This is a genomic window from Mesorhizobium sp. YC-39 (genome assembly GCF_025753795.1).
In the GTDB taxonomy this organism is placed as follows: domain Bacteria; phylum Pseudomonadota; class Alphaproteobacteria; order Rhizobiales; family Rhizobiaceae; genus Mesorhizobium.
In genome coordinates this window covers 1-26,035 of the sequence record NZ_JAOWPS010000019.1, presented here as the reverse complement: position 1 = coordinate 26,035, position 26,035 = coordinate 1, and the positions used below count along the sequence as shown (strand labels likewise).

General features: G+C 58.4%; 18 protein-coding genes and 6 pseudogenes. 21 read left to right on the top strand and 3 right to left on the bottom strand.

Features of this window, described 5'->3' with window-relative positions:
- Nucleotides 1-169: 169 nt before the first annotated feature.
- Nucleotides 170-352, bottom strand: a pseudogene (locus OHD62_RS35245) (IS6 family transposase); the annotation flags it as partial.
- A 544-nt stretch (nt 353-896) separates the two neighbouring features.
- Between OHD62_RS35245 and OHD62_RS35240 the strand changes: the two are divergent.
- From OHD62_RS35240 to OHD62_RS35190, 10 genes and pseudogenes are all read left to right on the top strand, one after another.
- Nucleotides 897-3,047 carry a CocE/NonD family hydrolase gene (locus tag OHD62_RS35240; protein WP_263792335.1) on the top strand — a complete coding sequence of 717 codons (2,151 nt, stop codon included), beginning with the start codon at nt 897-899 and terminating at the stop codon, nt 3,045-3,047.
- A 799-nt stretch (nt 3,048-3,846) separates the two neighbouring features.
- Nucleotides 3,847-4,463, top strand: a pseudogene (locus tag OHD62_RS35665) (IS110 family transposase); the annotation flags it as partial.
- A gap of 20 nt (nt 4,464-4,483) precedes the next feature.
- Nucleotides 4,484-4,923 (top strand): annotated as a pseudogene (locus tag OHD62_RS35225) (transposase); the annotation flags it as partial.
- A gap of 451 nt (nt 4,924-5,374) precedes the next feature.
- On the top strand, nt 5,375-6,958 hold the full coding sequence (locus OHD62_RS35220; RefSeq protein ID WP_263792328.1) for an ABC transporter substrate-binding protein: 1,584 nt from the start codon (nt 5,375-5,377) through the stop codon (nt 6,956-6,958).
- A 13-nt stretch (nt 6,959-6,971) separates the two neighbouring features.
- The gene (locus OHD62_RS35215; protein ID WP_263792326.1) at nt 6,972-7,910 is read left to right on the top strand and encodes an ABC transporter permease; all 939 of its coding nucleotides are present in this window, start codon (nt 6,972-6,974) and stop codon (nt 7,908-7,910) included.
- Between the two features lies 1 nt (nt 7,911).
- Entirely contained in the window at nt 7,912-8,796 is an 885-nt protein-coding gene (locus OHD62_RS35210) for an ABC transporter permease (protein ID WP_263792325.1), read from the top strand.
- Complete coding sequence (locus OHD62_RS35205; RefSeq protein WP_263792322.1) at nt 8,793-9,809, top strand: ABC transporter ATP-binding protein; 1,017 nt, start codon at nt 8,793-8,795, stop codon at nt 9,807-9,809. The genes OHD62_RS35210 and OHD62_RS35205 overlap by 4 nt, the downstream gene beginning before the upstream one ends.
- Nucleotides 9,806-10,849 (top strand): ABC transporter ATP-binding protein, encoded by a 1,044-nt coding sequence (locus OHD62_RS35200; protein ID WP_263792319.1) that lies wholly within the window; start codon nt 9,806-9,808, stop codon nt 10,847-10,849. The genes OHD62_RS35205 and OHD62_RS35200 overlap by 4 nt, the downstream gene beginning before the upstream one ends.
- A 238-nt stretch (nt 10,850-11,087) precedes the next feature.
- Nucleotides 11,088-12,509 (top strand): amidase, encoded by a 1,422-nt coding sequence (locus tag OHD62_RS35195; RefSeq protein WP_263792318.1) that lies wholly within the window; start codon nt 11,088-11,090, stop codon nt 12,507-12,509.
- 313 nt (nt 12,510-12,822) lie between these two features.
- Nucleotides 12,823-14,634: a CocE/NonD family hydrolase gene (locus tag OHD62_RS35190; protein WP_263792316.1), complete on the top strand. Its 1,812-nt coding sequence runs from the start codon at nt 12,823-12,825 to the stop codon at nt 14,632-14,634.
- A gap of 623 nt (nt 14,635-15,257) precedes the next feature.
- Here OHD62_RS35190 and OHD62_RS35185 read toward each other — a convergent pair.
- Nucleotides 15,258-15,650, bottom strand: a complete 393-nt coding sequence (locus OHD62_RS35185) for a hypothetical protein (RefSeq protein ID WP_263792314.1) — start codon at nt 15,648-15,650, stop codon at nt 15,258-15,260.
- Nucleotides 15,651-16,123: 473 nt separating this feature from the next.
- On the opposite strand from OHD62_RS35185, the gene tnpA reads away from it, so the two are divergent.
- From tnpA to OHD62_RS35140, 10 genes and pseudogenes are all read left to right on the top strand, one after another.
- Nucleotides 16,124-16,531, top strand: coding sequence for an IS66-like element accessory protein TnpA (tnpA, locus tag OHD62_RS35180; protein WP_263792312.1), 408 nt, complete (start codon nt 16,124-16,126; stop codon nt 16,529-16,531).
- Entirely contained in the window at nt 16,528-16,878 is a 351-nt protein-coding gene (gene tnpB / locus OHD62_RS35175; RefSeq protein WP_214393793.1) for an IS66 family insertion sequence element accessory protein TnpB, read from the top strand. The genes tnpA and tnpB overlap by 4 nt, the downstream gene beginning before the upstream one ends.
- A gap of 72 nt (nt 16,879-16,950) precedes the next feature.
- A complete protein-coding gene (tnpC, locus tag OHD62_RS35170) occupies nt 16,951-18,534 on the top strand; it encodes an IS66 family transposase (RefSeq protein ID WP_263792308.1) in 1,584 nt (527 codons plus the stop codon).
- Entirely contained in the window at nt 18,486-19,127 is a 642-nt protein-coding gene (locus OHD62_RS35165; protein ID WP_263792307.1) for a UPF0149 family protein, read from the top strand. The genes tnpC and OHD62_RS35165 overlap by 49 nt, the downstream gene beginning before the upstream one ends.
- Before the next feature lie 398 nt (nt 19,128-19,525).
- A pseudogene (locus OHD62_RS35940) lies at nt 19,526-19,687 on the top strand (TniB family NTP-binding protein); the annotation flags it as partial.
- A gap of 242 nt (nt 19,688-19,929) precedes the next feature.
- Complete coding sequence (locus OHD62_RS35935; protein ID WP_412177472.1) at nt 19,930-20,226, top strand: DUF1611 domain-containing protein; 297 nt, start codon at nt 19,930-19,932, stop codon at nt 20,224-20,226.
- 12 nt (nt 20,227-20,238) lie between these two features.
- Nucleotides 20,239-21,663, top strand: a complete 1,425-nt coding sequence (locus OHD62_RS35155; RefSeq protein ID WP_263792303.1) for an amidase — start codon at nt 20,239-20,241, stop codon at nt 21,661-21,663.
- A gap of 322 nt (nt 21,664-21,985) precedes the next feature.
- Nucleotides 21,986-24,010, top strand: a complete 2,025-nt coding sequence (locus OHD62_RS35150; RefSeq protein ID WP_263792301.1) for a CocE/NonD family hydrolase — start codon at nt 21,986-21,988, stop codon at nt 24,008-24,010.
- Between the two features lie 118 nt (nt 24,011-24,128).
- A complete protein-coding gene (locus tag OHD62_RS35145; RefSeq protein WP_263792299.1) occupies nt 24,129-24,437 on the top strand; it encodes a hypothetical protein in 309 nt (102 codons plus the stop codon).
- A 232-nt stretch (nt 24,438-24,669) separates the two neighbouring features.
- Nucleotides 24,670-24,945, top strand: coding sequence for a helix-turn-helix domain-containing protein (locus tag OHD62_RS35140; RefSeq protein ID WP_263792297.1), 276 nt, complete (start codon nt 24,670-24,672; stop codon nt 24,943-24,945).
- Between the two features lie 298 nt (nt 24,946-25,243).
- On the opposite strand, the pseudogene OHD62_RS35135 reads toward OHD62_RS35140, so the two are convergent.
- Nucleotides 25,244-25,495 (bottom strand): annotated as a pseudogene (locus OHD62_RS35135) (transposase); the annotation flags it as partial.
- Nucleotides 25,496-25,578: 83 nt separating this feature from the next.
- On the opposite strand from OHD62_RS35135, the pseudogene OHD62_RS35130 reads away from it, so the two are divergent.
- Nucleotides 25,579-25,899, top strand: a pseudogene (locus OHD62_RS35130) (transposase); the annotation flags it as partial.
- Nucleotides 25,900-26,035 lie beyond the last annotated feature (136 nt).

The window sequence follows — 26,035 nt, the reverse complement described above, 5'->3', positions numbered from 1 at the left end:
GTCGGTCGGCTTCTTGAACGCTGCCTTAATGATCCCGCATTGCGTTCGAACGCAAATCGCAGTCTCATCCTTCGACACGTCCAGGCCAACAAAAAGCTGTTCCATTCTGCTCTCCTTTTACAACGCGGCCATAGTAGCCGCCAGAGAGCGCTGACGATCAATTACTCAGAGTCTCGTCGACATGCCATTTGCCGGTCACGCTACGCTTGCGCCGGTTGAAGCGCTCCAGCAACAAGGGCGCGAAACGGACCGTCCATCGGTGGATGGTCGTGTGATCGACCGTAATGCCGCGCTCGGCCATCATCTCCTCAAGATCACGCTCGCTCAGATTGTAGGCCAGGTACCAGCGCACAGGGGTAGTTCAGCGGGAAACATCAAGGTGGCACCCGCTGCGCCAAGGGGAGTATCAGCTGGCCATCTGCCTGATAACATTTAGTCATACGGTACATCAATTTTTGTCCGGTTGCTTTGTTACATCCCACTCTCTAGCGTCACGTAAACAATTAGCACAAAAGTAATTTATGAAGTATAGCTACGGTGATGGATAGTAAATCCATGATCTTGCGAATCGTTTTTTGACATCCTACCCATGGACTTGAGTCTCATAGAACTGCCGATCAAAATTGCTGCAGGAATAAACAATACTGCTATAGCGGGGATATACGAAGATTTTCAAAAGCGGCGCCGATTGGGTGCAACCGCGAGACCGCGAATCATCGGAAGATCCGATGCAACATGGTCGGGAGTTTCGATGTCTTTCCGCGAAATTAGATTCTGATTGTTGTGATCGTATCATCGCCGACGAAGTGGACGTAGGCGCGCGCCTTGTCGCTCGACCTGTTATGTTGGGCCTGAGCGAGTGAGGTTTGAATAAGCAATAACGAAGGAAGCTTTGAATGAGCAATAACGGGGAAACCGATCGGATCTCGGTAACTCAACGCGCGGTCTCTAAGGACGTGGACGTGGTGCTTCCTGGCAGAGTCAGTGCCGGCCCATCTGCCACCACGGCGGTGAGCGCCCAAACCTCATTGGCCAAGGCGCGAACAGGCCCACGCACAGTGCGTGAAATCGAAAACTTTTGGATTCCGATGTCCGACGGTACTAAGATCGCGGCGCGCATGTGGCTGCCGGAAGATGCCGAGCAAAATCCGGTGCCAGTCCTAATGGAATATGTCCCCTACCGCAAGCGCGACAGCAGACGCCTTTATGAAGAAACCTTCCATCCGTACTTGGCCTCCTTTGGATATGCTTGTGTGTGCCCGGACATTCGCGGATCAGGGGATTCCGAGGGTCTGCCGCAGGATGGGTGGGTCCGGCAGGAGCAGGACGACGGGGTCGAGATCATCGCCTGGCTCGCCAAGCAAATCTGGTGTACCGGCAAGGTAGGTATGTTTGGAATTTCCTGGGGCGGTTACAGTGCGCTGCAAGTGGCTGCACGACGTCCACCTGAGCTAAAGGCGATCATCACTGTTTGCTCGACTGAGGACCGCTATTCCGAAGAGCCCTACACCGGTGGTTTGATCAACGAGGACATGTTCGGGCTTGCATGGGGTGCCCGATGGAACGCATTTCCTGCGCGTCCTCCCGATCCGGCAATCGTTGGAGACCGCTGGCGCGACATGTGGATGGAGCGCCTGAAAAACGTGGACTTCTATGTCGGGGACTGGGTTAGCCACCAGCACCGTGATGCGTTCTGGAAACACGCATCGGTCCGCGAAAACTATGGTGCCTTTGAATGCCCCGTCTATGCGGTGTGTGGCTGGTTCGATCCCTTTCACCGTACAGTTCCGCGCATGCTCGCCAACCTCAAATGCCCGCGCAAAGGGCTTGTCGGCCCCTGGGGGCACCAATATCCAAACTCCGGCGAACCGGGCCCCGCAATAGACTGGCTACCCGAAGCCCTGCGTTGGTGGGATTACTGGCTTAAGGATATCGATACGGGCATCATGGCCGAGCCGATGTACCGCGTATGGATGCAGGAGGAGCCTGCAATGCGCGGCGTACACCAGACTCCCGGCCGGTGGGTGGCTGAGGATACCTGGCCGTCGCCTCGCATCAAGCCGCGCAAACTCTATCTCACCAAAGACGGACTGGAGAGTGATGCCGGCGCTGAAGCGGCGCGTCTTCTCAAACCTCTGCAGACGGTCGGAATAACGGCGCCTGGTTGGTATTTGAGAAGCGTCGAGGATGCGCCGATCGATCAGCGTGTTGACGACGCTCGCTCGCTGACATTCGATTCCGAGCCGCTCGATGGGGATTTCGAGATACTGGGTGAGCCGGTGGTCACTATCGATTTAGCGGTGGACAAGCCGGTTGCGCTTCTGTCCATCAGGCTCAATGAAGTCGAGCCCGACGGCCAATCGAAGCGAATCACTTATAATGTGCTGAATCTGACCCACCGGGACAGTGATGAGTTTCCCGAACCTCTGGAGCCCGGCAAGCGCTATCGCATTCGCTTGCCTTTGCAGGATTGTGCCCATGTCTTCAAATCGGGTAGGCGCATTCGTGTTGCCGTGTCGACCTCACATTGGCCGTCATATTGGCCGTCGCCAGAGCCGGTGGTCCTGACAGTTTATGCGGGTCGATCCGAGCTTGAGCTGCCGGTACGACCGCCGCGGGCCGACGATAAGGAATTGAAGCCTTTCGGCACGGCTTTCTCGCCAGAACCCGCATCCGGACACACGGTGTTAGAGGACGCCCCAGAGCCAACCAGAGTAACTGAATGGGATGCCGCGACTAGCAAACTTACGATACGCAACGCCCAGGGCGACGGACGATCCAGGATTGATGCCACAGGCACTGAAATGTGGTCAACAGAAAGCGAGGTGAAGGAAATACTTGAGCATGATCCGACGGGCGCCAAGAGCGAAGCGCAGTACATTACGACGTTCAAACGTGGCGACTGGGACTGCCGAGTCGAGAGCCTTCTGCGCGTCAGCTTGACCAAGGACGATTTTTTGCTTGTGAGTCAGATTAAGGCCTTCGAACACGACATCGAAATATTCTCCAAGACTTGGCACCGTACGATCCCACGCATGCTAGTCTGATATCCAGGTGTTGGATGACCTGAGGAGGATCACCGAAGTGGAGGATCCTCTTCGAAGCGGCGCTGGAGGCATCCCTTGAGGGCGAGGTGCCTAGCCCTATCAATCTGTCGAGTTGTTGCCGCGTTCCACCGGCGCTGCCCGCTTACTGTTGAGCTCTGGCGCAAAGAGGTGCCGCCCCTAATGCCGATGCCAGACGGGCGCGTCGTGGCCTGCCAATGCGCTTGCGGCACGGCGGCAAGCAAACGCTTTTCCCTGCCGCAGCATGTCTTCGTCATCCGCAGCGAAGTCCGAGCTGGCCAGGAGCCAGATCGATGAGATTGGCGTGACGAGACGGGCAAGCGGAATCAGATCGAGCTTTCCAAGGCCGAGCGCGCGCTTGCAGAAGCTGCCTGCCGGATGAGGAGACGAGGCACCGAGGATGAGTATTGCCGGCACTTACGGATTTTCGCGCACATGCGGTTCGCGACTCAGCGCCGTCGGTCTTTTCGATCCAATCTCGCCTGCGCGCTTCGGGATCGGCATTCAACGTGATGCGGGCGACCACAGCCGCGCTGTCCGCGCCAGCCTCGAAAACGCCGTTGAGCCGACGGGGTTGAGGCCGCCGATAGACCAATGTGATCGGCGCGACCCGGTGCTTCCGCCCGCTGATGCGTTCAAGATGGGGTATTCGGCCTGGTACGCGCCCCCATCGAGTTGGTATGAGGCCGTGCTGCGCTTGGGCGATAGTTAAAACATGGTCTGCACGCAACAGCCACAAGCATCAGGAAAGGAACGCAGCGTGAGGCATTTTTCGTGAGGGAAGGTGGTCAGCCATCCCGATGACCTGTTTGCAGTTCTGAACGATGCTGCCTCGCGGATTGAACGGATCGGGCTTGAGGCCGGCCCGCTGTGGCTGCTTGAGGGCCTTGCCAAGGCTGGCTTGCCGGTGATCTGATCGAGACCCGGCACATCAAGTCATTCCTTAAGTTCCAGCCGAACAAGAGCGATCGCAACGATGCGTGCGGCATCGCGCAGATGATGCGCGTCAACGTGTACCGCCTGGTAAATGCGAAGACGCTAACCAGCCAAAGCGGCGGGCGTTGTTGAGGCGCGCAAGCTATTGCAGGAAAAGGCCCTTGCCGAGAACGATCTTCGCGGAGTACTCTGCAACTTCGGCCTCAAGATCGGCGCTGTCGGAAGCGTGAAGTTTGACGCGCGCATTCGCGGCTCGTCGCAGGTATGCCGGACCTGACGGATTGTTGAACCGCTACTCGAGCAATTGCGAGACCATTTTGCCACCTTACATCGCAAGCTGGCGATGATCACTCCGGGATGACGAGGTCAGCCGGCGATTAATGCCAATGCGCGGCGTCGGCCCCGTGGTGGCGCTGGTCTACACGGCCGGCGCGGTTCCGGAATTCTAGAGCAGTGGGGCCGAACGATGCCTAGACCACCGGCCGGATGCAAGGCTCTATCGCAAGCCAAGCGAAGGAGGCCAAGCTGTGCTTTGCGGACATGGCTTGATCCGCCACCGGCCTGATGGTCGACCCCCGCTCGACACTGTGCGCCGGACATGCCGAGCGGGGTGGCCGTACTGCACGTGATCGAACCTCGAGCGGTGCGGCCACAGGCGATCACGCTCGACGCCGACAAGGCCTACGACGCAGGAGACATCGTCAATAAGCAGCGCTCGATTAGGGTGACGCTGCATGAAGCGCAGAACGAGCGCACGACGCGGCATGGCGAATAAACCGTCAGCCTGCGCATCAGGAAGCGCATCGAAGAGGCATTCGGTTGGATCAAGATTGTGGCCGGCCAGCACAAGACCAGGTTCCGCGGCCGCAACCGTATCGGATGGACCTTCACCTTCGCATCCGCCGCCTACAATTTGGCCCGATGGCGAGATCGCCTTCGGCGCACTCAAGGTCTTCCTCTTCCAGCCCGATTCACGCCAGAAGAAGGCCCCGCGAGGCAAACCAGGCAATCAATGCCTCCGGCTCGCTTCCCACCCTGGTTTCGCGAACGATCTTGCCGCTTGCATCGACAATGCACGCGGTCGAGTATTCCAACGACACGTCGATCCCATGCGACCCCGTTAACAGCATCAGTGTGAGGGACCACCTCCTCATCGCCAAGCAAGCCGCTAGCGGAGCGCGCCACTCAAGCGCCGAGCCGAAGTGAGCGGCCCGGTTGGCGGCCCGTTACCCCATCTAGGCGTATAGCACCCCTTTTCCGATAACATTTATTCGTCCGGGACATAACTTTTTGTTCCGTTGTTTTGTTGCTCCCGCGTCGCTACCGTTCATGTTGCCTATCGGCTAAACAAAACAATCAGAACGGGAACGATCATGAAACATATCATGGGCAATGTGAGCCGCAGGTCCTTTCTTAAGACCGGCGCCGTGCTTGGCGGGGGCGTCCTCGGTGGCGGCATGCCGTTGTCGCAAGTCATCTGGGCAGCCGAAGGCAAGGTGCTCAGAGCGTGTTCCGATGGCGACATCACCAAACTTGATCCCGCTTTCTACAACCGACAGGTGGAGGTGGACGTGATGAGCTGCATCTATTCGAAGCTCATACGCTACAAGCCGGGCTCCGAGTGGGGTTGGGAACTGGACGCGGCAGAAAGCATCGAGCAGGTCGACCCGACTCATATCCGCTTCCGCCTGAAAAAAGGTATTAAGTTCACTGGCGGCCACGGCGAAATGGCCGCCAAGGACGTGAAGTTCTCAATTGAGCGTATTTTCAAACATAAGTCCTTTCTTGCGCCTCAGTGGGGTTCGTTCGATCGTGTCGAGCTGGAGGACGATTATACTGGCGTGATAGTATTCAAGACGCCGTTTGTACCTGTTTGGCTCCTTTCGCTCACCGATGCTACCGGTCACGTCCTTTCCGAAGATGCGGTAATGAAGGCAACCAAGGACGGTGGCGATTTCGGCCTCAAGCCGCCAGCTTTCTCTGGTCCCTATGTGCTGGCCGACTGGAAGCCCAATCAATATATACTCTTGACCCGCAATCCGGAATGGGCGGGACCGAAGCCGGGCTTTGACGAAATCCGCGTTGTGCCAGTCGACGACCTCAAGGCCCGGGAGCGCGCCTATCTGGCAGGCGATGTGGATTTCACTTCTATCAGCCTGGATTCGCTTGCAGGCTTCAAGAGCAACCCGCCCGCCGACACCAAGGTCGAGGAATGGCCCTCGCTCTGGTATTACTGGATCGGCATGAACATGGATCACCCGAAGCTGAAGGACATCAATGTCCGGAAGGCGATCCAATGGGCGATCAATGTGCCACAAATTCTGGATGCGGCATTTGCGGGCCAGGTCAACGTAGCGACAGGCACCATTGCTCCGGGGCTGGTCGGGCACCGGGCCAAGGCGCTCGTTCCGCCAGAAGGCGATCTGGCAAAGGCAAAGGAATTTCTGGAAAAGGCCGGCGTGAACAATCTGACCGTAAGTATCGATTGCACAAGCGATAGCCTTAACTCAACCATAGCTCAGACCGTGCAAGCACAATTGTCCCAGATCGGCATTTCGGTCGAGGTCAATATTCGAGATAACAGCTCATTCTGGACGCTCGGCATGGAGTCGGAAGGTGAGCGCTGGAAGGACTTGCAGCTCATCGTAAATGGGTTCATCGGTTTGCCGGATCCAAACTACAATACTAACCCGTTCTTGCAAAATCAAATCGGCATCTGGAACTGGGAGCGCTTCCGTAGTGCCCGTTACGATGAGCTTGCAGCCAAGGCAAACACCATCGACGACCCGGACGCGCGGGGGAAACTGTACCAGGAGATGCAGGACCTCATGGAGGACTCCGGCTGCTACCGGTTCCTAACCAATGGGGCCAATCCAGTCATCTATCGTACCACGAAAACGCTGGCCTCAACGCGCCCGGACGGTGCCCCTCTCTTTTACGATTTCCAGCCAGTCTAGGCTCTACGGAATCATGTGGCTCTATCTCCTGAAGCGCACTGTCCTCGCGGTCGCAATCGTTGCTATCGCGGTGACGCTTCTGTTCCTGATGATCCATGCCGTGCCCGGGGATCCAGCAATAACTTTGCTCGGTCCACGGGCGTCGCCAGAGATGATTGCACAGATACATCAGCAAATGGGGCTCGACAAACCACTTGCCGTCCAGCTCGCCATCTTTTTTGGCAGGGTGTTCCATGGCGATCTCGGCTTCGACGCGTTCAGCCAGAGGCCTGTTAGGGAGATCGTCCTCGAGCAATTGCCCTATACGATCGAACTGATCTTCGTCTCGATCTTATGGGCGGTCGTGATCGCAGTGCCACTCGGCTGCTACTCGGCGATAAGGCGCAACTCCTTGGTCGACCAAGTAGCCGGCGTCGTGACGGTCGCGGCGATCGCAATTCCTTCCTTCGTTGTGGCGGTCTACGCGCTGCTGATTTTTGCTGTGACCCTACGCTGGTTGCCAGCGATCGGAGCCGGCAGTGGATTCCGAGATGGCCTTATCTACCTCATCCTCCCAGCCTTCGCCACAGGGATTGGCTGGGTCGGCTACATCTCCCGACTGGTGCGCGCCTCGATGCTCGAGGTCCTTGGAGAAAACCACGTGCGGATGGCTCGCTCCTTCGGGATCTCGGAATGGCGCATCGTTGCGCGTTACGCCCTGCCACTCGCGATCCTGCCAACAGTAACTATCCTCGGGGTAGGCATCGCATGGCTGCTTTCGTCCGCCGTCTTTATCGAGGTTGTGTTCGCCCGACCTGGCATCGGCAAGTTGATCGTGGATGCCGTCAATACGCGCAACTATCCGATTGTTATGGGCGTCGTGCTCGTCACCACGTTCCTTATCGTTGTCGCCACGACGCTCTCGGATCTTGTCAACGCATTCCTCGATCCGCGAACCCGGGAAAAGCTTTGACATGGTGAGGGTGGAAATTATTCGGCCCGAACCCAACGATGCGGTGGCGACAGGCACCTTTTTGCGGCAATTGCGCAAGAATCGTCTGGGCGTGCTCGGAGCCTTGCTCGTCGTGCTCGTGTTTGTTAGCGCGTTCTTCGCTCCGCTGATTATAACGCATGATCCGATTAAAATTATGGTTGGACCTCGTCTGGCCCCACCGTCACTGGATTTTCTGCTGGGCACGGACCAATTGGGCCGCGATACATTCTCGCGCGTCATCATGGGCGGCCGCATTCCGCTCCTTGTCGCTTTCGCCTCCCTCGGCAGTGCGCTGGCGGTCGGCGTCGTGCTTGGTCTCATCGCAGGCTTCGGGCCGCGTTGGCTGGACAATTTGCTCCTGCTTGTCTTCGATACGATCCGCTCGTTTCCGGGCATCATCTTTGCGCTTGCAATCATCGCTCTTGTAGGCCCAAGTCTGGCCAGTATCATTTTTGTCATCGCAATGACGTCGGTGCCGATCTATGCGCGCGTCCTGCGCACGCAGGCACAGGGACTGCTGAGCAGTGAGTACATAGCTGCGGAGCGCAGCATGGGCGCAGGCACGGCGCGCATCCTTGGCGTCCATGTTCTGCCCAATGTGATCGGCCCCCTTCTCATCCTCGTGAGCATGGATGTGCCGGCCGTCATCGCCTGGGAAGCAGGGCTCAGCTTTCTCGGGATGGGAGTTCGGCCCCCGACTCCTGACTGGGGAGCAGTCCTCAACGATGGCTATAGCTACATCAATCAGACCCCTTGGCTGGTGATCGGTAGCGGCATCCCAATCGTCCTCGCAACATTAGGCTTCACATTCCTGGGTGAGGCGTTGCGCGACATATTTGATCCCAAGCTGCGGAAAGACCTATGAGGCGCGATGATCTGATCCAGCATACGTCCGCCCCGCCGCTTCTTGAGATCCGTGACCTAAGTCTCGATTTCGGCACACCGCGTGGGCGTGTCCGCGCCCTGCGTAACGTTTCGCTCGATGTCCCGGCCGCACAGGTGGTTGGCATCGTCGGTGAGAGTGGATCCGGGAAGTCGACGCTCGCCTATACAGTGATGGGCCTCCTTTCTGAAAATGCAGATGTGACGTCCGGCAGCATCCTGTTCGAAGGCAAGGATCTGCTCAAAATCCCCGCTCGGGCGCGTCGGAGCCTGCTCGGCGATCGTCTCTCGATGGTTTTCCAGGATCCGATGACCGCGCTCAATCCGGTGCGGACCATCGAGAACCAGATGATCGATATCCAGCACCACGGACAAGGAAGCCGCAGCGAAAAGCGCGCTCGTGCCGTCGACATGCTTCACCGGGTCGGTATTCCCGATCCCAAAAATCGGCTAGGTGCCTATCCGCATCAGTTCTCCGGTGGCATGCGCCAGCGCGTTTGTATCGCCATGGCGCTTCTTGTGAAACCCGCGCTCCTCGTCGCCGACGAGCCAACCACTGCGCTTGATGCAACGCTGGAAGTGCAGATCATTCATTTGCTCAAGGATCTCCAAACAGAAATTGGTTGCTCGATTCTCTTCGTCTCCCACCATCTCGGCGCGGTGGCTGAGTTGTGCGACCGGGTTGCAGTCATGTATGCGGGCGAAGTGGTGGAGCAGGGCGCCGTTCGGGACATCTTCCACAATCCTGCTCACCCCTACACGCGCGCGCTGCTTGAGTGCGATCCCGGGCGCATCAAAAAAAGCACACGAACTTTGCCGACCATTCCCGGCGAGGTGCCCAGTCTTTTGGGCAGCACGAAGGGCTGCATTTTTCGCACCCGGTGCCCCCAGGCATTCAATCGCTGTGTGCAAGAGGACCCGGTCGAGTATCGTATCGGCGTGGACCAAGTCGCCCGATGCCATCTCCTTGGTGACGAGCGGCTGGTGCCGGCATGACTGCGCTGCTTCGTGTTGAGGACTTGCGGGTCCGCTTCCGCACCATGGGTCCGCTGAAGGCGCTCGCAACCGGGACGAAAGCCCCTTTCATCGACGCTGTATGCGGTGTGTCATTTGAAATCCGCAAGGGCGAGACACTCGCCCTTGTCGGTGAAAGCGGCTCAGGCAAATCCACCATCGCCCGCACGATCATCGGCTTGCAGCGGGCCGTGAGCGGCAGCATCTGCTTCGACGGACAGGAAATTGAGGAACTCAGCGGGACGGAACGCAAGCCCTACTTGCGGCGCATGGCGATGATGTTCCAGGATCCCGTCGGATCACTCTCGCCGAGGCTGACGGTGCGATCGCTCCTGACAGAGCCTTTTCGCATCCATGGGATAAAGCGTCGCGATGCTGGAGGCGAAGCGGAGCGTCTCCTTCGATTGGTCGGCTTGCCGGCGGATTTTGCTCGCCGCTATCCCCATCAGCTTTCCGGAGGTCAGGCCAGGCGCATTGGTATCGCACGTGCTCTTGCCCTGAACCCGGACTTGATTATTGCCGATGAGCCGACAGCGGGTCTCGATGTCTCAGTGCAGGGCGAGGTGCTCAATCTCCTCGCGCGCCTTCAGGACGAACTCGGGATGGCAATCCTGATTATCACGCACAATCTTAATGTGGTCCGTCACATGACCGATCGAATGGCGATCATGTATCTCGGCCGCTTTATTGAGGTCGGCTCGACCGAGCGTATCTTCGATCAACCGCGCCATCCCTACACCGAGGCGCTGCTTGCGGCCAATCCCGAGCCTGACCCGGATGCGGTGCTGAACCGGATCGAGCTCAAGGGTGAGGTGCCGAGCCTGTTGCGGCGGCCATCCGGCTGTGAGTTCCACACCAGGTGTCGTTACGCGCAGGATCTCTGCAGCCGCGTCTTCCCCGAACCTTCAACAAATCCGAATGATGCGGAGCACAACTTCAGATGCCATTTCCCGCTCAAGGGTGAAATCGTTTCCGGTTTAATGCTGTCACACCCTGTCTCGGTCGGAACCGAGAGATCGTGACTAAGCAAAGGTTGCGAGGGGTAGGCGACATTGCGTTGCCGTCCCTGCAGAAGTGCGGAACGTACAACTTTTCGCTCTCCAAAAATAGATTGCACCTCTACTTCGGTCATACGACCGCGGCCTGAATCGGTGGTGGTCAAGCATCGCCCTTTTTAGGCGACAGGGGTGTGGCGACGTCGGCCTGAGCTACCCGCCCGTCTGATGGGCGAACCGTAGGCTTGTTATTAAAGGAAGTCGTATGAAGCTCCATGAATATTCCAGTTTTGACGCCACCGGGCTCGCGGAATTGGTTCGGAGGCGTGAGGTCACCGCGGTAGAGCTTGTCAGGCTCGCACGTGAAGCCCACGATAAAATTAACCCTACGCTAAACGCGGTGGTCGAGTTCTACGAGGACGCGGAATCGGTACCTTTCTCAGATGAAGGGCCGTTTGCGGGCGTACCCTTCCTACGGAAGGATCTTAGCTTCACCGAGGCTGGGAGGCTTTACGAATGCGGAAGCCGGCTCTATCAAGGCTTCCGGCCTGACCTCGACAGTTATTTTATGGAGCGGGCGCGTGCTGGAGGCTTCCAGATTGTAGGACGCACCACAACAACCGAACTTGGTGCATCCGGCCTTAGTGAAACTGCGATGTGTGGGATTACGCGGAATCCCTGGAACCTAGATCGGACAGCAGGGGGCTCGTCCTCGGGTTCGGGCGCGGCGGTTGCGGCCGGCATCGTGCCAGTTGCGTCGGCTAGCGATGGCGGCGGATCTACGCGTATTCCAGCATCCTATTGTGGACTTGTGGGCCTTAATCCCTCTCGTGGTCGCATCTCTGGAGGGCCGAATAGACAAGACCCGGGTCATGGTATTAGCCGAAGGTTCGTCGTCTCCCGGACTGTTCGCGACATGGCGGCGGCGCTGGACGTGCTGTATGGAAGCTATCCTGGGGACCCTTTCCTTATCCCCGGACCTGAACGTCCTTACGTTGAAGAGCTTTCAAGTCCGAGCGGCCGCTTAAAAATCGGCGTCGCATTGGATTCATGGGCGGAAGTAAAGCTCGATCCGGAAATTCGCGACCGGGTAGCGGAAACGGCCAAAGTGCTTGAGGGCATGGGCCATATCGTAGACGAAATCCCTGCGCCGTTTTCTGCCTCAGAGTTTCTAGATTTTCTTGTGGGACATTACTATCTGGGTAGCGCGGGGCTCGATGAGGCTGCGAGCCTCCTTGGCCGGAAAGTCGATGAGACGACGCTCGAACCTTTCAATCTTGAAATTTACAAGAGGGCCAAAGAGCTCCCTCTAGCCTACGCGGAGAAGGTTTTCGAATTCGCGCGGAAGATCCGGTTCGATGTTGGCAAGGCAGTGCAAAACTATGATCTACTTCTCACCCCTACAATGCCGTGTACGGCTCCTCCACATGATACCTTCGTCAACATGTCGGTTGACGAGATTCTGACTTTGGACACTGCTCTTATCCAGTATGTGGCCGTATTTAGTTTGACGGGTCACCCGTCAGTATCATTGCCGCTCTTCTCCAGCACCGAAAGATTGCCGATCGGGGTTCAGATCGTTGGCTGCTTCGCCGATGAGGCGACCCTTGTCCGCATCGCAAAGGATTTGGAACAGGCAATCCCTTGGACCAAACGGCGAGCGCCTGTCTTTGCAGGGATAACATAAGATCTGTCGTGGCAGCGACGTAGGATCGAAGCCGAGTGGCAATTCTGATATCGGAGCGGAAATGGTCGCTTCACCCATTGACCAGTGTAATCGCCACCTCCCCCGACAGACCACCTCGTCCCATAACCTTCAGTCCCCTGGCACATAACTTTTTGGTCCGTTGCTTTTGTTGCTCCCGTGTCGCTAGCGTGACTTGAATAATACCGCTTCAACAAATTACCCCGGCCGGGGAACTGAGGCCTTAAGGGAGTCGATTCATCTTCAAACAGATGAGCTTTGAAGTGCTTTCCGTTACTGAGAGTAGGGAGCTTGCATGAGAGATAGCAAGGATAACAATAACATCTCGGTAACTCGACGCGCGGACCCTGGGGAAGTGAGTACGGTGCTTGGTGGAGACGCATCTGTCCCCACGGCGGCTGGTGCCCAACTCTCGCCGGCAAAGGCGCGAACAGGTCCACGCACGGTGCGTGAAATCGAGAACATCTGGATTCCGATGTCCGATGGTACCAAGATTGCCGCGCGCGTGTGGCTGCCGGACGATGCCGAGGATAATCCGGTGCCAGTGCTCATGGAATATATCCCCTACCGCAAGCGCGACAGCAGGCGCCTTCATGAAGAAACCTTCCATCCCTACCTGGCCTCCTTTGGATATGCTTGTGTGCGGCCGGACATTCGTGGGTCTGGGGATTCCGAAGGCCTGCCGATGGACGAGTGGGTTAAGCAGGAGCAGGACGACGGCGTCGAGATCATTGCCTGGCTGGCCAGGCAGCCCTGGTGTACGGGCAAGGTCGGACTCTTTGGGATTTCCTGGGGCGGTTTCAGCGCACTGCAGGTGGCAGCCCGCCGTCCACCTGAACTCAAGGCGATCATCACGGTTTGCTCGACAGACGACCGCTATGCTGATGATACACCCTACACCGGTGGCATGATCATGGAGGATGCGATCGGGGCTGCATGGGGTCTCTTTTACCCCACTTCTTGTGCACGCCCTCCCGATCCGGCAATCGTTGGCGACCGTTGGCGCGACATGTGGATGGATCGCCTCAACAACCTGGACTTCTATACAGCGAACTGGCTTACCCATCAGCACCGCGATGCTTTCTGGAAGCAGGGGTCGATCAGCGAAGACTATGGTGCCATTCAATGTCCCGTCTATGCGGTGACTGGCTGGTTCGATGCGTACCGGCGTACGGTCCCGCGTATGCTCGCCAACCTCAAATGTCCGCGCAAGGGACTTGTCGGGCCCTGGGGTCACCAATATCCAAACGCTGACGGTGCTGGGCCGGGGCCGGCGATGGATTGGCTTACTGAGTCGCTGCGCTGGTGGGATTATTGGCTAAAGGATATCGATACCGGCATCATGGACGAGCCGATGTACCGGGTCTGGATGCAGCAAGAACCGGCAATGCGCGGCACGCACCAGACTCCCGACCAATGGAAGATTCCCGGCCGCTGGGTGGCCGAGGAAAGTTGCCCTTCCTCGCGCATCAGGTCACGAAAATTCTACCTCACCAAACATGGGCTGGAGAACAATCCCGGTGCTGAAACGGTACATGTTCTCACCCCTTTGCAGACGGTCGGCATAACGGCGCCTGGATGGTGGTGGAGGAGCGCCGAGGAAGCCCCGATGGATCAGCAAATTGATGACGCCCGCTCACTAACGTTCAACTCCAAGCCGCTCGAGGCCAGTTTCAAGATTCTCGGCGGACCGGTAGTCACCCTCGATCTGGCGGTCGACAAGCCCGTCGCGTTCCTAGCGGTTACACTCAACGAAGTTGACCCGGATGGCTGTTCAAAGCGGGTAGCTTATAACGTGCTGAATCTGACCCACCGGGACAGTGACGAGTTTCAACAATCGCTGGAGCCGGGCAAACGCTATCGCATCCGTTTGATGCTGCAGGACTGCGCCCATGTTTTCGAAGCGGGCAAGCGCATCCGTGTTACCGTGGCGACTTCACATTGGCCGGCTTACTGGCCGTCACCAGAGCCTGTGACCCTGACGCTGTACGCCGGTCGGTCCGAGCTGGAGCTGCCGGTACGACCGCCAAGAGCGGAAGACAGGGAATTGAAGCCTTTCGGCCCGGCCTTCGTACCAGAACCGACCTCCGAACGGACCATTTTATAAGAAGCGCCGAAGCCAACCAGAGACTCTGAATGGGATGCCGCAACGGGCAAACTTACGATACGAAACGCCAGCGGCAGCGGGAAATACAGGATTGATTCGATCGGCACCGAGCTGTGGTCGACAGAAAGCGAGGTAAAGGAAATACTTGATCACGATCCCACTAGTGCCAAGAGCGACGCACAATACATCACCTCGTACAAACGCGGCGATTGGGACTGCCGCATAGAGAGCCGACTATGTTTTAGCTCGACCAAAGAAAATTTTTTGTTCGTGGGTGAGATTAAGGCCTTCGAAAACGATACCCAAATGTTCGCCAAGACTTGGGATCGCACGATCCCACGCATGCTAGTCTGATGCCCTTTGTCTTGGATGGCGGAGGAGTATCGCCGAAAGTGACGAACGATCGCCGTCAGATCCGCATGATCACCCGGCGCTCGCGCCGCGTCTTTATCACGTTGTTTGAAACTAGGCGGTGTGTCGCCGACACCGCGCTTTTCAGGAGGGCGTGCGCTCGAAGATCCCACGCTGCCCGGACTTGGCGTCGCAGGGTTCTGACAGTGTTGTTCTGGGGGACGGAAAGAAGCGGAGTAGATCGACACGAATGCTGCGGCTAACGGAAACCGTCACACTCGCCTATTTTCGGAACGTTCTTCGGCCTTGTTGTTCCGAACCCTTGACCGGCCGCCGATGTCCGGCCGCCACGCGGCCACGACTTTGCGCGGCGCGCCCTGCCGGTTAACCTCCCCGCCGGCAGGGCGCCGTTCGAACGCACGAAACGGTTTTTGCAGATCATCCGCCATCGGGGTTGAGAAGGATGTGAGACCGGTAATTTCTCTGGGGTCAGGCAGCGCGTAGAAGAGGCGTTTTGGGCTTGAATATTGGAGGCCGTTCAGTTCTGGCTGTCGGAAAGGCGCCCGCAGCCGGTTGCCAAGTTCGCCATTGATCTCCGCCGCCTGGACCTGCATGAGCATATGCGCACCGTGAAGCGACCAGCGCATCTGCTGCTTCTTGACCATCCCGACGACTGAGTTCACCGCCGACGAGAGTGGTGGCGACGCGAAGCCCAGCCCGGTAGCGCCTTCTATAGTTGACGCTCGCGCCGCGGTTCGAACGGACATAGGTCAGGAGCTGCTCCCTGTGAAGCCGTGCGGTCGAGAAGTCGCCTGCCTTCAGTCTTACTAGGAGTTGCTCCAGGTCGCGGATCGCGCAGCCGACCGCCCATGCCACACACGCCCCTTTGCGCCTCTGATTCCCTGTCGACGGTTGGAAGCGCTTCAAAGGGGCCCGATCGGCATCGTACGATGTGGTCGGCGATCTGCTGCATGGGCTGGATCTTCATGGCAATATGAAACCAGACGAGATGTGGGTCGTCGGTTTAGGCATAGCGCGGGGCAGCCGCTTTAGGGTAAGCGGTGCGCCAAGGCACCTTGCAATAGGCTGATGAACATGGAGCTTTCGCGCCATGACATTGGAACGTGCGAGGGGCGATATGGTCGCCGAGATCAGCGGCGGCGCGCCGGCCGAAGATTGTGCAGCGGTGCCCGGGCGCGTGCGGCAGCGGAGGCTGTGGAGTTGCACGGAGAAGCGCGCGTTGGTCGATCTGGCGAGCGCGGCGGGGTCGTCGGTGACCGAGGTCGCGGAGGCGTTCGGCGTAGCTCCGTCACAACTCTATGCCTGGCGCAAGCAGATGGCCGGTGGCGAGCTCGAGGCCGATCGGGCGATGGCTTTCGCTCGGATCGAAGTGAACGATCTGCCCGAGGTCGAGCGTCCCGTCGCCGACTGCCCGGACCCGGCCGGCAGGATCGTCGTGGCCTTTCCGAACGGCGCGCGACTGCGGATTGATGGGACCGTCGATCCGACGGCGCTGCGTATCGTCCTGGCGGAGTTGACCAGGTGATCACGGTGGTGCCGACCGACCGGATTTACCTTTGCTGCGGTGAGACCGATATGCGCCGCGGGATCAACAGCCTGGCGCGCATGGTGCAGCAGGTGCTCGCGCTCGACCCGCATACCGGCGCGATCTTCTGCTTCCGTGGACGCAAGGGTCATATCATCAAGATTTTGGCGCATGACGACCAGGGGTTCTGCCTTTTTACAAAACGCCTTTCCGATGGGTGTTTCGCTTGGCCGACCACCAAGGATCAGGTGACCGTGTCGCTCACCAAGGCACAGCTTTCGCTACTTTTGGACGGGATCGATTGGCGCCGGCCAAACAAGATTTATCGACCGCGTTTGGCTGGCTGATTTTGCTCGTTTCTTATTGATTTTGTGTCGATTCTGCTTCCGTAACGGAGGCCTTTCGGGTATGTAATTTGGGTGTCGGAACAGGCCCCCTCAAACGCTGATTTCATCGCCCGGATCGCCTTTCTGGAGGCGGCGGTTTGTGCCCGTGACATCGCCATTGCCGAACGGGATGAGCAGCTGCGAAGAGAGCGCGCCGAGGCCGCGCTTCGCATCCAGCGCCTGCAGCTGCAGATCGATCGCTTCAACCGCAAAGCCTTCGGCCGCTCCTCCGAGAAGCTCGGCCAGATGCGGCTCGAACTCGAAGATCTCGAGTCCGATTTCGCCGCCAGCGTGCCCGATACCGAGCTGCCCATCGTCGCTGACACCGACAAGGTCCGGGTGTTGCCGCTGCGTAAGCTCAACCCCAACCTGCCGCGCAAGCGGGTCGTTCGCGAGCCCTCTTGCGCATGCTGCCCGGGCTGCGGCGGCGATCTGCGCGCCATGGGGGAAGATAGCGAGGAGATGCTCGATCTGGTCGCCCAGGCCTGGCAGGTGATGGAGACCGTTCGACCCAAGTACAGCTGCCGGACCTGCGATAAAATCATCCAGGCGCCGGCACCAGCCAAGGCCATTGCACGCGGCAAGCTCAGCTATGCCGCGCTCGCCCATATCATGATGGCCAAGTGGGGTTATCATCTGCCCTTCTACCGTCAGGCCCAGATGATGGCCGCCAAGGGCGTCGATATCGAGCGATCCACGCTTGCGCGCAGCGCCGGCTACGCCGCCGCCTTGCTCGATCCGATCTACAACCGCATCCGTGAGATCGGCCGTACCCGCAGCAAGATTCACACCGACGACACGCGACTTCCGATCCTGGCGCCCAGCACCGGCAAGACGCACAAGGGTGCGCTCTGGGTTTACGTCGCCGACGACCGCAACTCGAGCTCGAAAGAGCCGCCGATCGCCTGGTATCGCGCCACCATGGACCGCGCCGGCGAGAGCGTGATGAGCGAGCTCGCCGGATTTGCCGGCTCGCTCCAGGCCGACGGTTTCAGCGGCTACAACCAGCTCTACAAGGGCGGCGCCATTCGAGAAGCTGCCTGCCTGGCCCATCTGCGTCGCAAGATATTCGACGTTCACGACGGCCAGCCGACCGAGCTCAGCACGACGGCCATGGCCGGTATCCAGGCGATCTACCGGATCGAGGAAGAGATACGGGGGCTGCCGCCCGCCGAGCGATTGGCCGCACGACGAAGTCGGACCCGACCACTGGTCCTCGCGCTGCGACGACAGCTCATGCGCCAGGGCAAGGGTTTGTCGCGCCATGCCGATATCGCCAAGGCCTTCGCTTATGGCACCAAGCGATGGCGAGCATTCAACCGCTTCCTCTACGATGGGCAGCTCGAGCCCGACAACCTGATCGCGGAGCGCGCCATTCGCGGATTTACGGTTGGCAGGCGTAACTGGCTTTTCTCGGGCAGCTTCGCCGCGGCAGAGCGGTCAGCGGTCGTGCTCAGCATCATTGAGACCTGCAAGCTCTGTGGCGTCGATGCCGAAGCCTACATGGCCGATGTCACCGAGCGCATCCAGAACGACTGGCCAGCCTCGCGCTGGGACGAGCTGATGCCATGGAACTGGGCGCGCCGCGAAGAGATGCCGCTCCCGTTGGCGGCATGAGCGCGCTCGATGCCATGGCGCTGTCGGACGAGGCGCTCGAAGCCTGGATGGCTGCCAAGACCAACCGCCCGCTGGTGCGGACGATGTCGGCGCTGGATGGCTTCGTAACGGCGGCGGTCACCGGGCCGCGCTACCCGGACCCGCAAGACTGGATGTGCCCGCTCATGGGGTTGCGGCGCGACGTCCTGGCTAAAGGCTCTGCAGCCGATCACGCCGTGTTTGCCAGCGTCGCCAGGATCCACAACCGGATCAACGAGACGCTCTTCGACAGACCGCAGGATTATGCGCCCCGATTCGCTACCAAGCCCAGCGGCGGCATCGACCCGCGGCCGTGGTGCCAGGGGTTCTACGCGGCCATCAATCTCAACATCAAAAAATGGAAATCGCTCCTGGACCTCGACAACCCCAATCACGGCCTGCTGCTGCCGATCCTGATCTACTGCGTCGACAAAAAGGGCAGGCCCGTTCTCGGTAAGCCCAGGCCGGGGCCCGAGACCGCGCGCTTCATCGAGCACGAGGCGTACAAAGACATCGCCCTCGTCATCCCCGCCCTGCGCGAACTCCACTACGTCACCCGTTATGACTCGGAGTGATCGGCGCCGGTGCGCCGACCAACAAGCGACCTAACGATAAAGACGATTTCGGGAAAGGTCCCTTGGCGCACCGCTTACGCTTTAGGATTTCGGCCCCCGTCCGAGATCACCGTCACATCCCCAAAGCCGCGATATCCGACTTCCTGGAGAGAGTGAAGAGCACGATCTCGGATTGCCTACTGGTCGGTGCTGCCAGTGACGAACGCACCTTTCGCCCCGTCCCCCCGCTGCCGGATCTGGCCACGACGAGCTCGAAATTTCACGCCGGATGTTGATCAGCGCTACGAACGTGCGCCGTATCATTGCTGATGACGAACTCTTTGCGCCGATCTCCGGGAAGCTGCATCTCAAGCTGGCATCGGTCATCCGTTTGGGACCTCGCGCGCCAAGTTTCCTGCATGACCTGGTCGTCGAGCCGCTTGCCGATCCTGATGGTATCGCTTGCGCACGGCCGCATGCCCGGCTCGTACCGCGAACATCGGGTCGTGCTGAACACGATGCGATTTCTCAGCAATCGGCTTCAGATCTCCCTCGTTTGCTTCGGCGTATGCGCGGTTCGCTGCAATCGACGCCGGCATATCGGTTTCGAGAAACTCTCAACCGCTGCAGGTGAATTGAGAATCAGGGGCATTGAATCTCATGATTAGGTGCAGCGGTTGAGCGAGGTGGGCGGCGCAATCTCAAATTTAAGTACAGTGCGACACACAGAGCCCTAATTATCCGATAACATTTAGTCGTGCGATACATAACTTTTTATTCCGTTGTTTTGGTGCTTCCGCGTCGCTAGCGTTCCTAGAAAAATATAGGCAACAGCCGTGACAGAGGACCAGCGCGGCGCGGCACGCTGACGACTCCAGAGGCGCAGTTCATCCGGGTATTACTGAATACATCGTTGATTAACGATAAAGAAGCCCACAAGACGCTGACGGATACTGAACGCATCTTGAAGCTACCCTGCGTTGATCCAATACGCACTGGCGTTGATCCTATCAGGGGACTGAAGACATGGAGTGGACGTGGGTTCAAACCGACGGTGTGCCAAAGCTTCACTCGATCATCGCGTCCCAGGACCGGGAGAAAGTTCTCGAAGAGTGGTTAAAGGAAAGTCCGTATGAAGCTCCATGAATATTCCAGCTATGACGCCACCGGGCTCGCCGAATTAGTTCGGAGGCGCGAGGTCACTGCGGGAGAGCTCGTCCGGCTCGCACGTGAGGCCCACGACCAAATCAACCCTACAATCAACGCCGTGATCGAGTTCTACGAGGACGCGGAATCGGTGCCTTGCTCAGATGCAGGTCCGTTCGGGGGTGTGCCCTTCCTGCGGAAGGACATCAGCGCAACCGAGGCCGGTCGACTATACGAATGCGGAAGTCGGCTTTACCAAGGATTTCGTCCCACTGTTGATAGCTATTTCGTTGAGCGGGCCCGGGCCGGAGGGTTGCGCATCGTAGGCCGCACTACGACGACTGAGTTGGGAGTATCCGGCCTCAGCGAAACTGCATTGTGTGGGATCACGCGCAATCCCTGGAATCTGGGTCGGACAGTAGGCGGCTCGTCCTCGGGGTCAGGAGCAGCGGTGGCGTCCGGAATCGTGCCCATAGCGTCAGCCAGCGATGGCGGCGGATCCACTCGTATTCCAGCGGCCTATTGTGGGCTTGTTGGTTTCAATCCCTCGCGCGGGCGAATCTCCGGCGGGCCGAGTCGGCAGGATTCGGGTATCGGCATAAGCCGAAGCTTCGTCCTTTGTCGAACGGTTCGCGATATGGCGGCAGCCTTAGACGTTCTCTCCGGAAGTTACCCGGGCGACGCGTTCCTTATCCCCCGACCTGAACGCCCCTACGTTGAAGAGCTTTCACGGCCGAGCGGCCGCTTAAAGATCGGCGTCGCATTGAGTTCATGGGCGGAGTTGAAGCTCGATCCGGAAATTCGCGACCGGGTGGCGGAAACGGCGAAAGTGCTTGAGGAAATGGGCCATGTGGTGCAGGAAATCGACCCGCCATTTTCTGCCTCGGATTATCGTGAGGTTATTGGTGGCTCTACTTATCTCGGCTATGCAAGTCTAGATGTCGAGGCAAGTGCTCTCGGCCGAAAAGTAGATGGAAGCACACTCGAGCCTCTCAATCTTTTAATTTATGAGAGGGCGAAGCATTTCCCGCTATCCTATGCAGAGAAAGTTTTCGAACACGCCCGTAAAGTACGTTTCGATGTCGGAAAGGCCGTTCAGGATTTTGACATCCTGCTGACACCTACAATGCCATGCACGGCTCTTCCGCATGACACTCACTCGACTAAAGACATATCGGAAGACGAGTACCTAACCCTCGACGCGGTGGGATTCTGCCAATATATTGGCATATTCAGTGTGACCGGTCAGCCATCGGTGTCATTGCCGCTGTTTTGGAGCACCGAAGGATTGCCCATCGGTATTCAGATCGTCGGCCGCTTCGCAGATGAGGCGACTGTTGTCCGCGTTGCCAGGGATTTGGAACAGGCAATCCCCTGGGCGAAACGGCGACCGCCTGTCTTTGCAGGATAACGGGATCAGATGCGTCTTGGCAGCGACCCTGTTTGGGGGCGAGGGTTGGTCATCTAGCGCCCCTAGCTTCGCTAGTGTTCCTAGAGCAATAAGAGGCAACAGCCTCTCAAGCTATGCTGAAGGGACTCGTTCTCAGAGGGTTGGACTTGCCTAATCCCGCCATTCTGTTGGGCGCAGCCTAAAGCCAAATCGTGTGCGGTTTCCGTCGCACAAAGAGAACCGCCAACCTGCCGACCCAAAAAGCGGAAGCAGCCGAACGAGAATTGCTGAACCCCAAAGGGAAATGGAAAATGTGGATATCTGCAAACCTGGACGGTGAACAATGAAAATTGCCTCGGGGCCGAGACCCGTTGTGCTCATGGAGAACGTGTGGATACCGCTTCCCGATGGAACACGTCTCGCCGCTAAAATCTGGTTGCCGGAGGATGCGGTTTCCGATCCTGTTCCCGCTATTATCGACTACATACCGTACCGCAAGCGTGATGGCACGGTTCAGAAGGACGAACGGATATACCCCTATTTCGCATCGCATGGCTATGCGAGCATTCGTCTAGACATCCGGGGCACTGGCGATTCCGAGGGGCTATTCGAGGATGAATACGTCAAGCAAGAACAGGATGACGCTGTCGACGCAATCGAATGGATAACGCGGCAGTCCTGGTGCAGTGGCAATGTTGGAATGATCGGTATCTCGTGGGGTGGGTACAGCGCCTTGCAAGTCGCCGCGCGCCGGCCCAAGGCCCTAAAGGCGATCGTCACACACTGCTCGGCCGACGATCGCTACGCCGATAGTGGGCAATACCTGGGCGGATGTCTCCTCAACGACACATTATCTTGGGGCACAACGTTATTCGTGATGATGTCTCAGTCCCCGGATCCCGACATTGTCGGCAAAGAGAGCTGGCACTCGATGTGGATGGAGCGACTGGAAAATGCTCGACCAACTATGATTGATTGGCTCAATCATCAGCGCCGAGATGATTTCTGGAAGCATGGCTCAGTCTGCGAGGATTACGGTGCAATCGATTGCGCGGTTTTCGCGGTCGGTGGTTGGGGCGATGGCTTATCCAACACAGTATTCCGGCTTCTCTCGAACCTGAACACACCACGAAAAGGGCTGATTGGGCCTTGGGGTCATAAATACCCCCATGTGGGTCTCCCGGGTCCCGCTATCGGATTCCTGCAAGAATGCCTTCGCTGGTGGGACCATTGGTTGAAGGGCAAGGAGACCGGCGTCATGCAGGAGCCAATGTTGCGTAGCTGGATGCTCGACTCTGTGGACCCTGCTGCCCACTATGATGAGCGGCCTGGGCACTGGGTTGCAGACCCCAACTGGCCGTCTCCTCACATGTCGCCACGGATTTACCGCATGGGCCTCGGCCGATTATCTCAGCAACCGCTGCCTGAAGCCACCCTTGAAATCAGCTCCCCCGCGACGGTTGGGATCGCGGGTGGCGAGTGGTGCCCCTATGCAATGGGTGGAGAGGGTCCGGAGCATCCGCTGGACCAGCGCTGGGACGATGGCGGCTCGTTGATTTTTGACAGCGAGCTTTTGACGGAGACCACGCCAATCCTGGGCGCACCTATCATTGAATTAGAGATCACTTGCGATAGGCCGACAGCGATTCTGGCGGCACGACTTTCCGATGTTAACCCATCAGGTGAAGTCACACGGGTCACATACGGGCTGCTGAACCTTTCGCACCGCGACGGACATGAAGACGTACAGCCTATCGAAGCCGGAAGATCGTACCGCATCAGCCTTACGATGAACGAGGTCGGTTATACGTTTCCGCCAGGTCACCGGATTCGGCTGTCTCTTTCAACGACCTATTGGCCAATCGCTTTTCACGCGCCCGAGCGCGCTAAATTGACCCTACAGGCGGAAGCCAGCCATATGCATTTGCCAATCCGAACGTCTCAACCCGGTGACCTCGATTTACGGGCATTCGACGCCCCGGAGGCTTCTGCGCCGATGGCGACTACGGCGCTGAAAACCGGAAATGTGGAGCGATTCATTCAGATCGACGTGGTGTCGGGTAGGGTCAGCCTCACAGTCAAGAGAGATGATGGCTCCGTTCGCCTAGATCCGATCGGCACGGTAGTCGGGCACGAGAAGCAAATGATCTACTCGGTTGCCGGAAACGATCCCTCGACAGCCCGCACGGAAGTCTATGAACGGTTTGATCGGGGTCGAGGAGCCTGGCAGACAACGGTGCAGGGGCGGACGGTCTTGACCGCGACCAAGTCGGATTTCTGCTTGCAGGTTGACTTCGACGCTTTCGAAAACGGCCAGCGCATTTTCTGCAAATCATGGTCGGAAAAGATCCCTCGTGATCTCGTCTGAAGTGGAAAGTGGCGAACCGGGGGCCACGCTGTAAGGCGTCACTACGATTAGCGCGGACAATTCTCCGCCTGTCACTTCCGTTAAAAACGGATGCGGGGGTTGGTTCCTTGCATCTCCTGTGAACAATGCCTTAAGCGACGGCTCGATCAGGCCTGCGCCGCTGAGCAGCCGCGATTTCGCCAGCATCGAGGACTACCGCCGCTGCGGCGATCAGGAGGCGGCCAAGCAAAACCGACGCCGGGCCAAGCTTGTGGATGATGAGCGCCGCGCACTCAAACCGCTGCCGTCGAAGCGAACCACGGATTTTAACCTGGTCAGCGCAGACGTCACACGCAACAGCGCCATCAGCATCGACCGTGTCGCCTTTCGGACCCTCGCGCCTCTCCTTGCAGGGAAACTGTCCGCGATTTTCTGTGTCTCAGTCTAGGGGTGCACTCCAGCTTGCGCTTCAGGTTGCCGATGAACGCCTCATCGGCTACCGCCTCCATGCCCATCTCTACGATAACCGGGTTGAGGTCTCCTCTGCCGGACCAGGTGATGACCGCCGACCGGGTCCGCGTCAAAGATTCGGCGCGAGGACACAATATCGATTTCCGGTACTGTCACGTCGGCGCGGCCGGCCGGCCAGATCGAAAGCAGGAGCTGACGGGATCGCGCAGTTGCAGAGCGCAGTTGATGTGCCGGCGGCTCAGGAAAAGGCACTGACCAAGGCAAGGCGAAACTGGGGCATGGCCGGACGGCAAAGGGTCATTGATGAAGATCAAAAACTGGAGCTTCTCCAGCGCATGGAGGCGGGCGAAACTGTCAGCAAGTTGGCGGATGAGGTTGGAATCAGTCGCCAACGACTTTACGAGTGGCGTGATCAACTCAGACTCCGCGGTAATCTGATGTATTCGTTGGTGTACTTGATCAATGGCTCGAGGAACTGGCGGTAAATGTTAGATATCTGTGGGTAGTCGTTTACGCGAGGATCCTTGCAGTATAACAGGCTAACTGCGGTAGCGACCCTACCGGGTGAGGGTTTATGATGCGTAGCTAGTGCGCGTCCATAAACGGCTGTTTTTCCGGAGTTTTCAGTGGTCTTTGGCCTGCTGAAGCGATGTTTTGGGACGCATGATGATACAAGGGCATGGAGGTTGCGGCCGGGGGTCGATCTGGCGACAGTGGGGTCATAGGGGTATCGGCCGGCGCTCGCCGGTGTGCTCCTGAACGCAGCCCGATGACTGGGGGGCAGGTCGATCTGAGGCGGGTGAAGAGGGCGAGATTGTAAGCGACCACCGAGGCCCAGACGTAAGCCTTGAAGTGGTTGAGCCCGCGCCAGGTGCAGCGGGCCAAGCCATAGGCGCGCTTCAGGCAGGAGATGCTGGCCTCGATACCAGCGCGGAAGTTGCGCAGCTTGCGATAGACCCAGCGGCTGCTGACCATGTCTTCGATCCTGAGGGCGCTCTTCTTGTGGAACGCCATATCGCGCACGCCCCAAGCCCGCATTGCCTCGCCTGAACTGCTCCCTAAAATTGGTTTGTTGCCTCATCTAATTTGCTCCCGAATCAACAACTTCGGGAGCTGTGATGAGGAAGGTGAGCATGGCGACACGAGCGGAATTGGTGGCGGCGATCAGTGGACGCTATGTTTTAGGCGGGCGGGCCGAAAAGGCGAGGACGTTGGACGAATTCGTGGCCCTCACTGGCTTTCATCGCAAGCATGCGATGCGACTGCTGCGAGGAGACTGCGCGCCGGCGAAGAATGGTCCTCGGCCGGGGCGGCGGGTTTACGGTGATGAGGTGCGCGCCGCTCTCGTCGTCGTTTGGGAGGCATCGGATCGAATCTGCGGGAAGCGGCTACACCCGCTCTTGCCAAGCCTGATCGAAGCGATGGAACGCCACGGACACGGCGCTATGGATAGCGATGTCGGGCGAAATGAGAAATTGACCCCCGAACGAAAGGAAGAACTGACCCCTCTCTTTTGAGAGGAAGAATCGATGACGAGAGAGTTTTCATCGCAACTTGCATTGTCTGGAACGATGC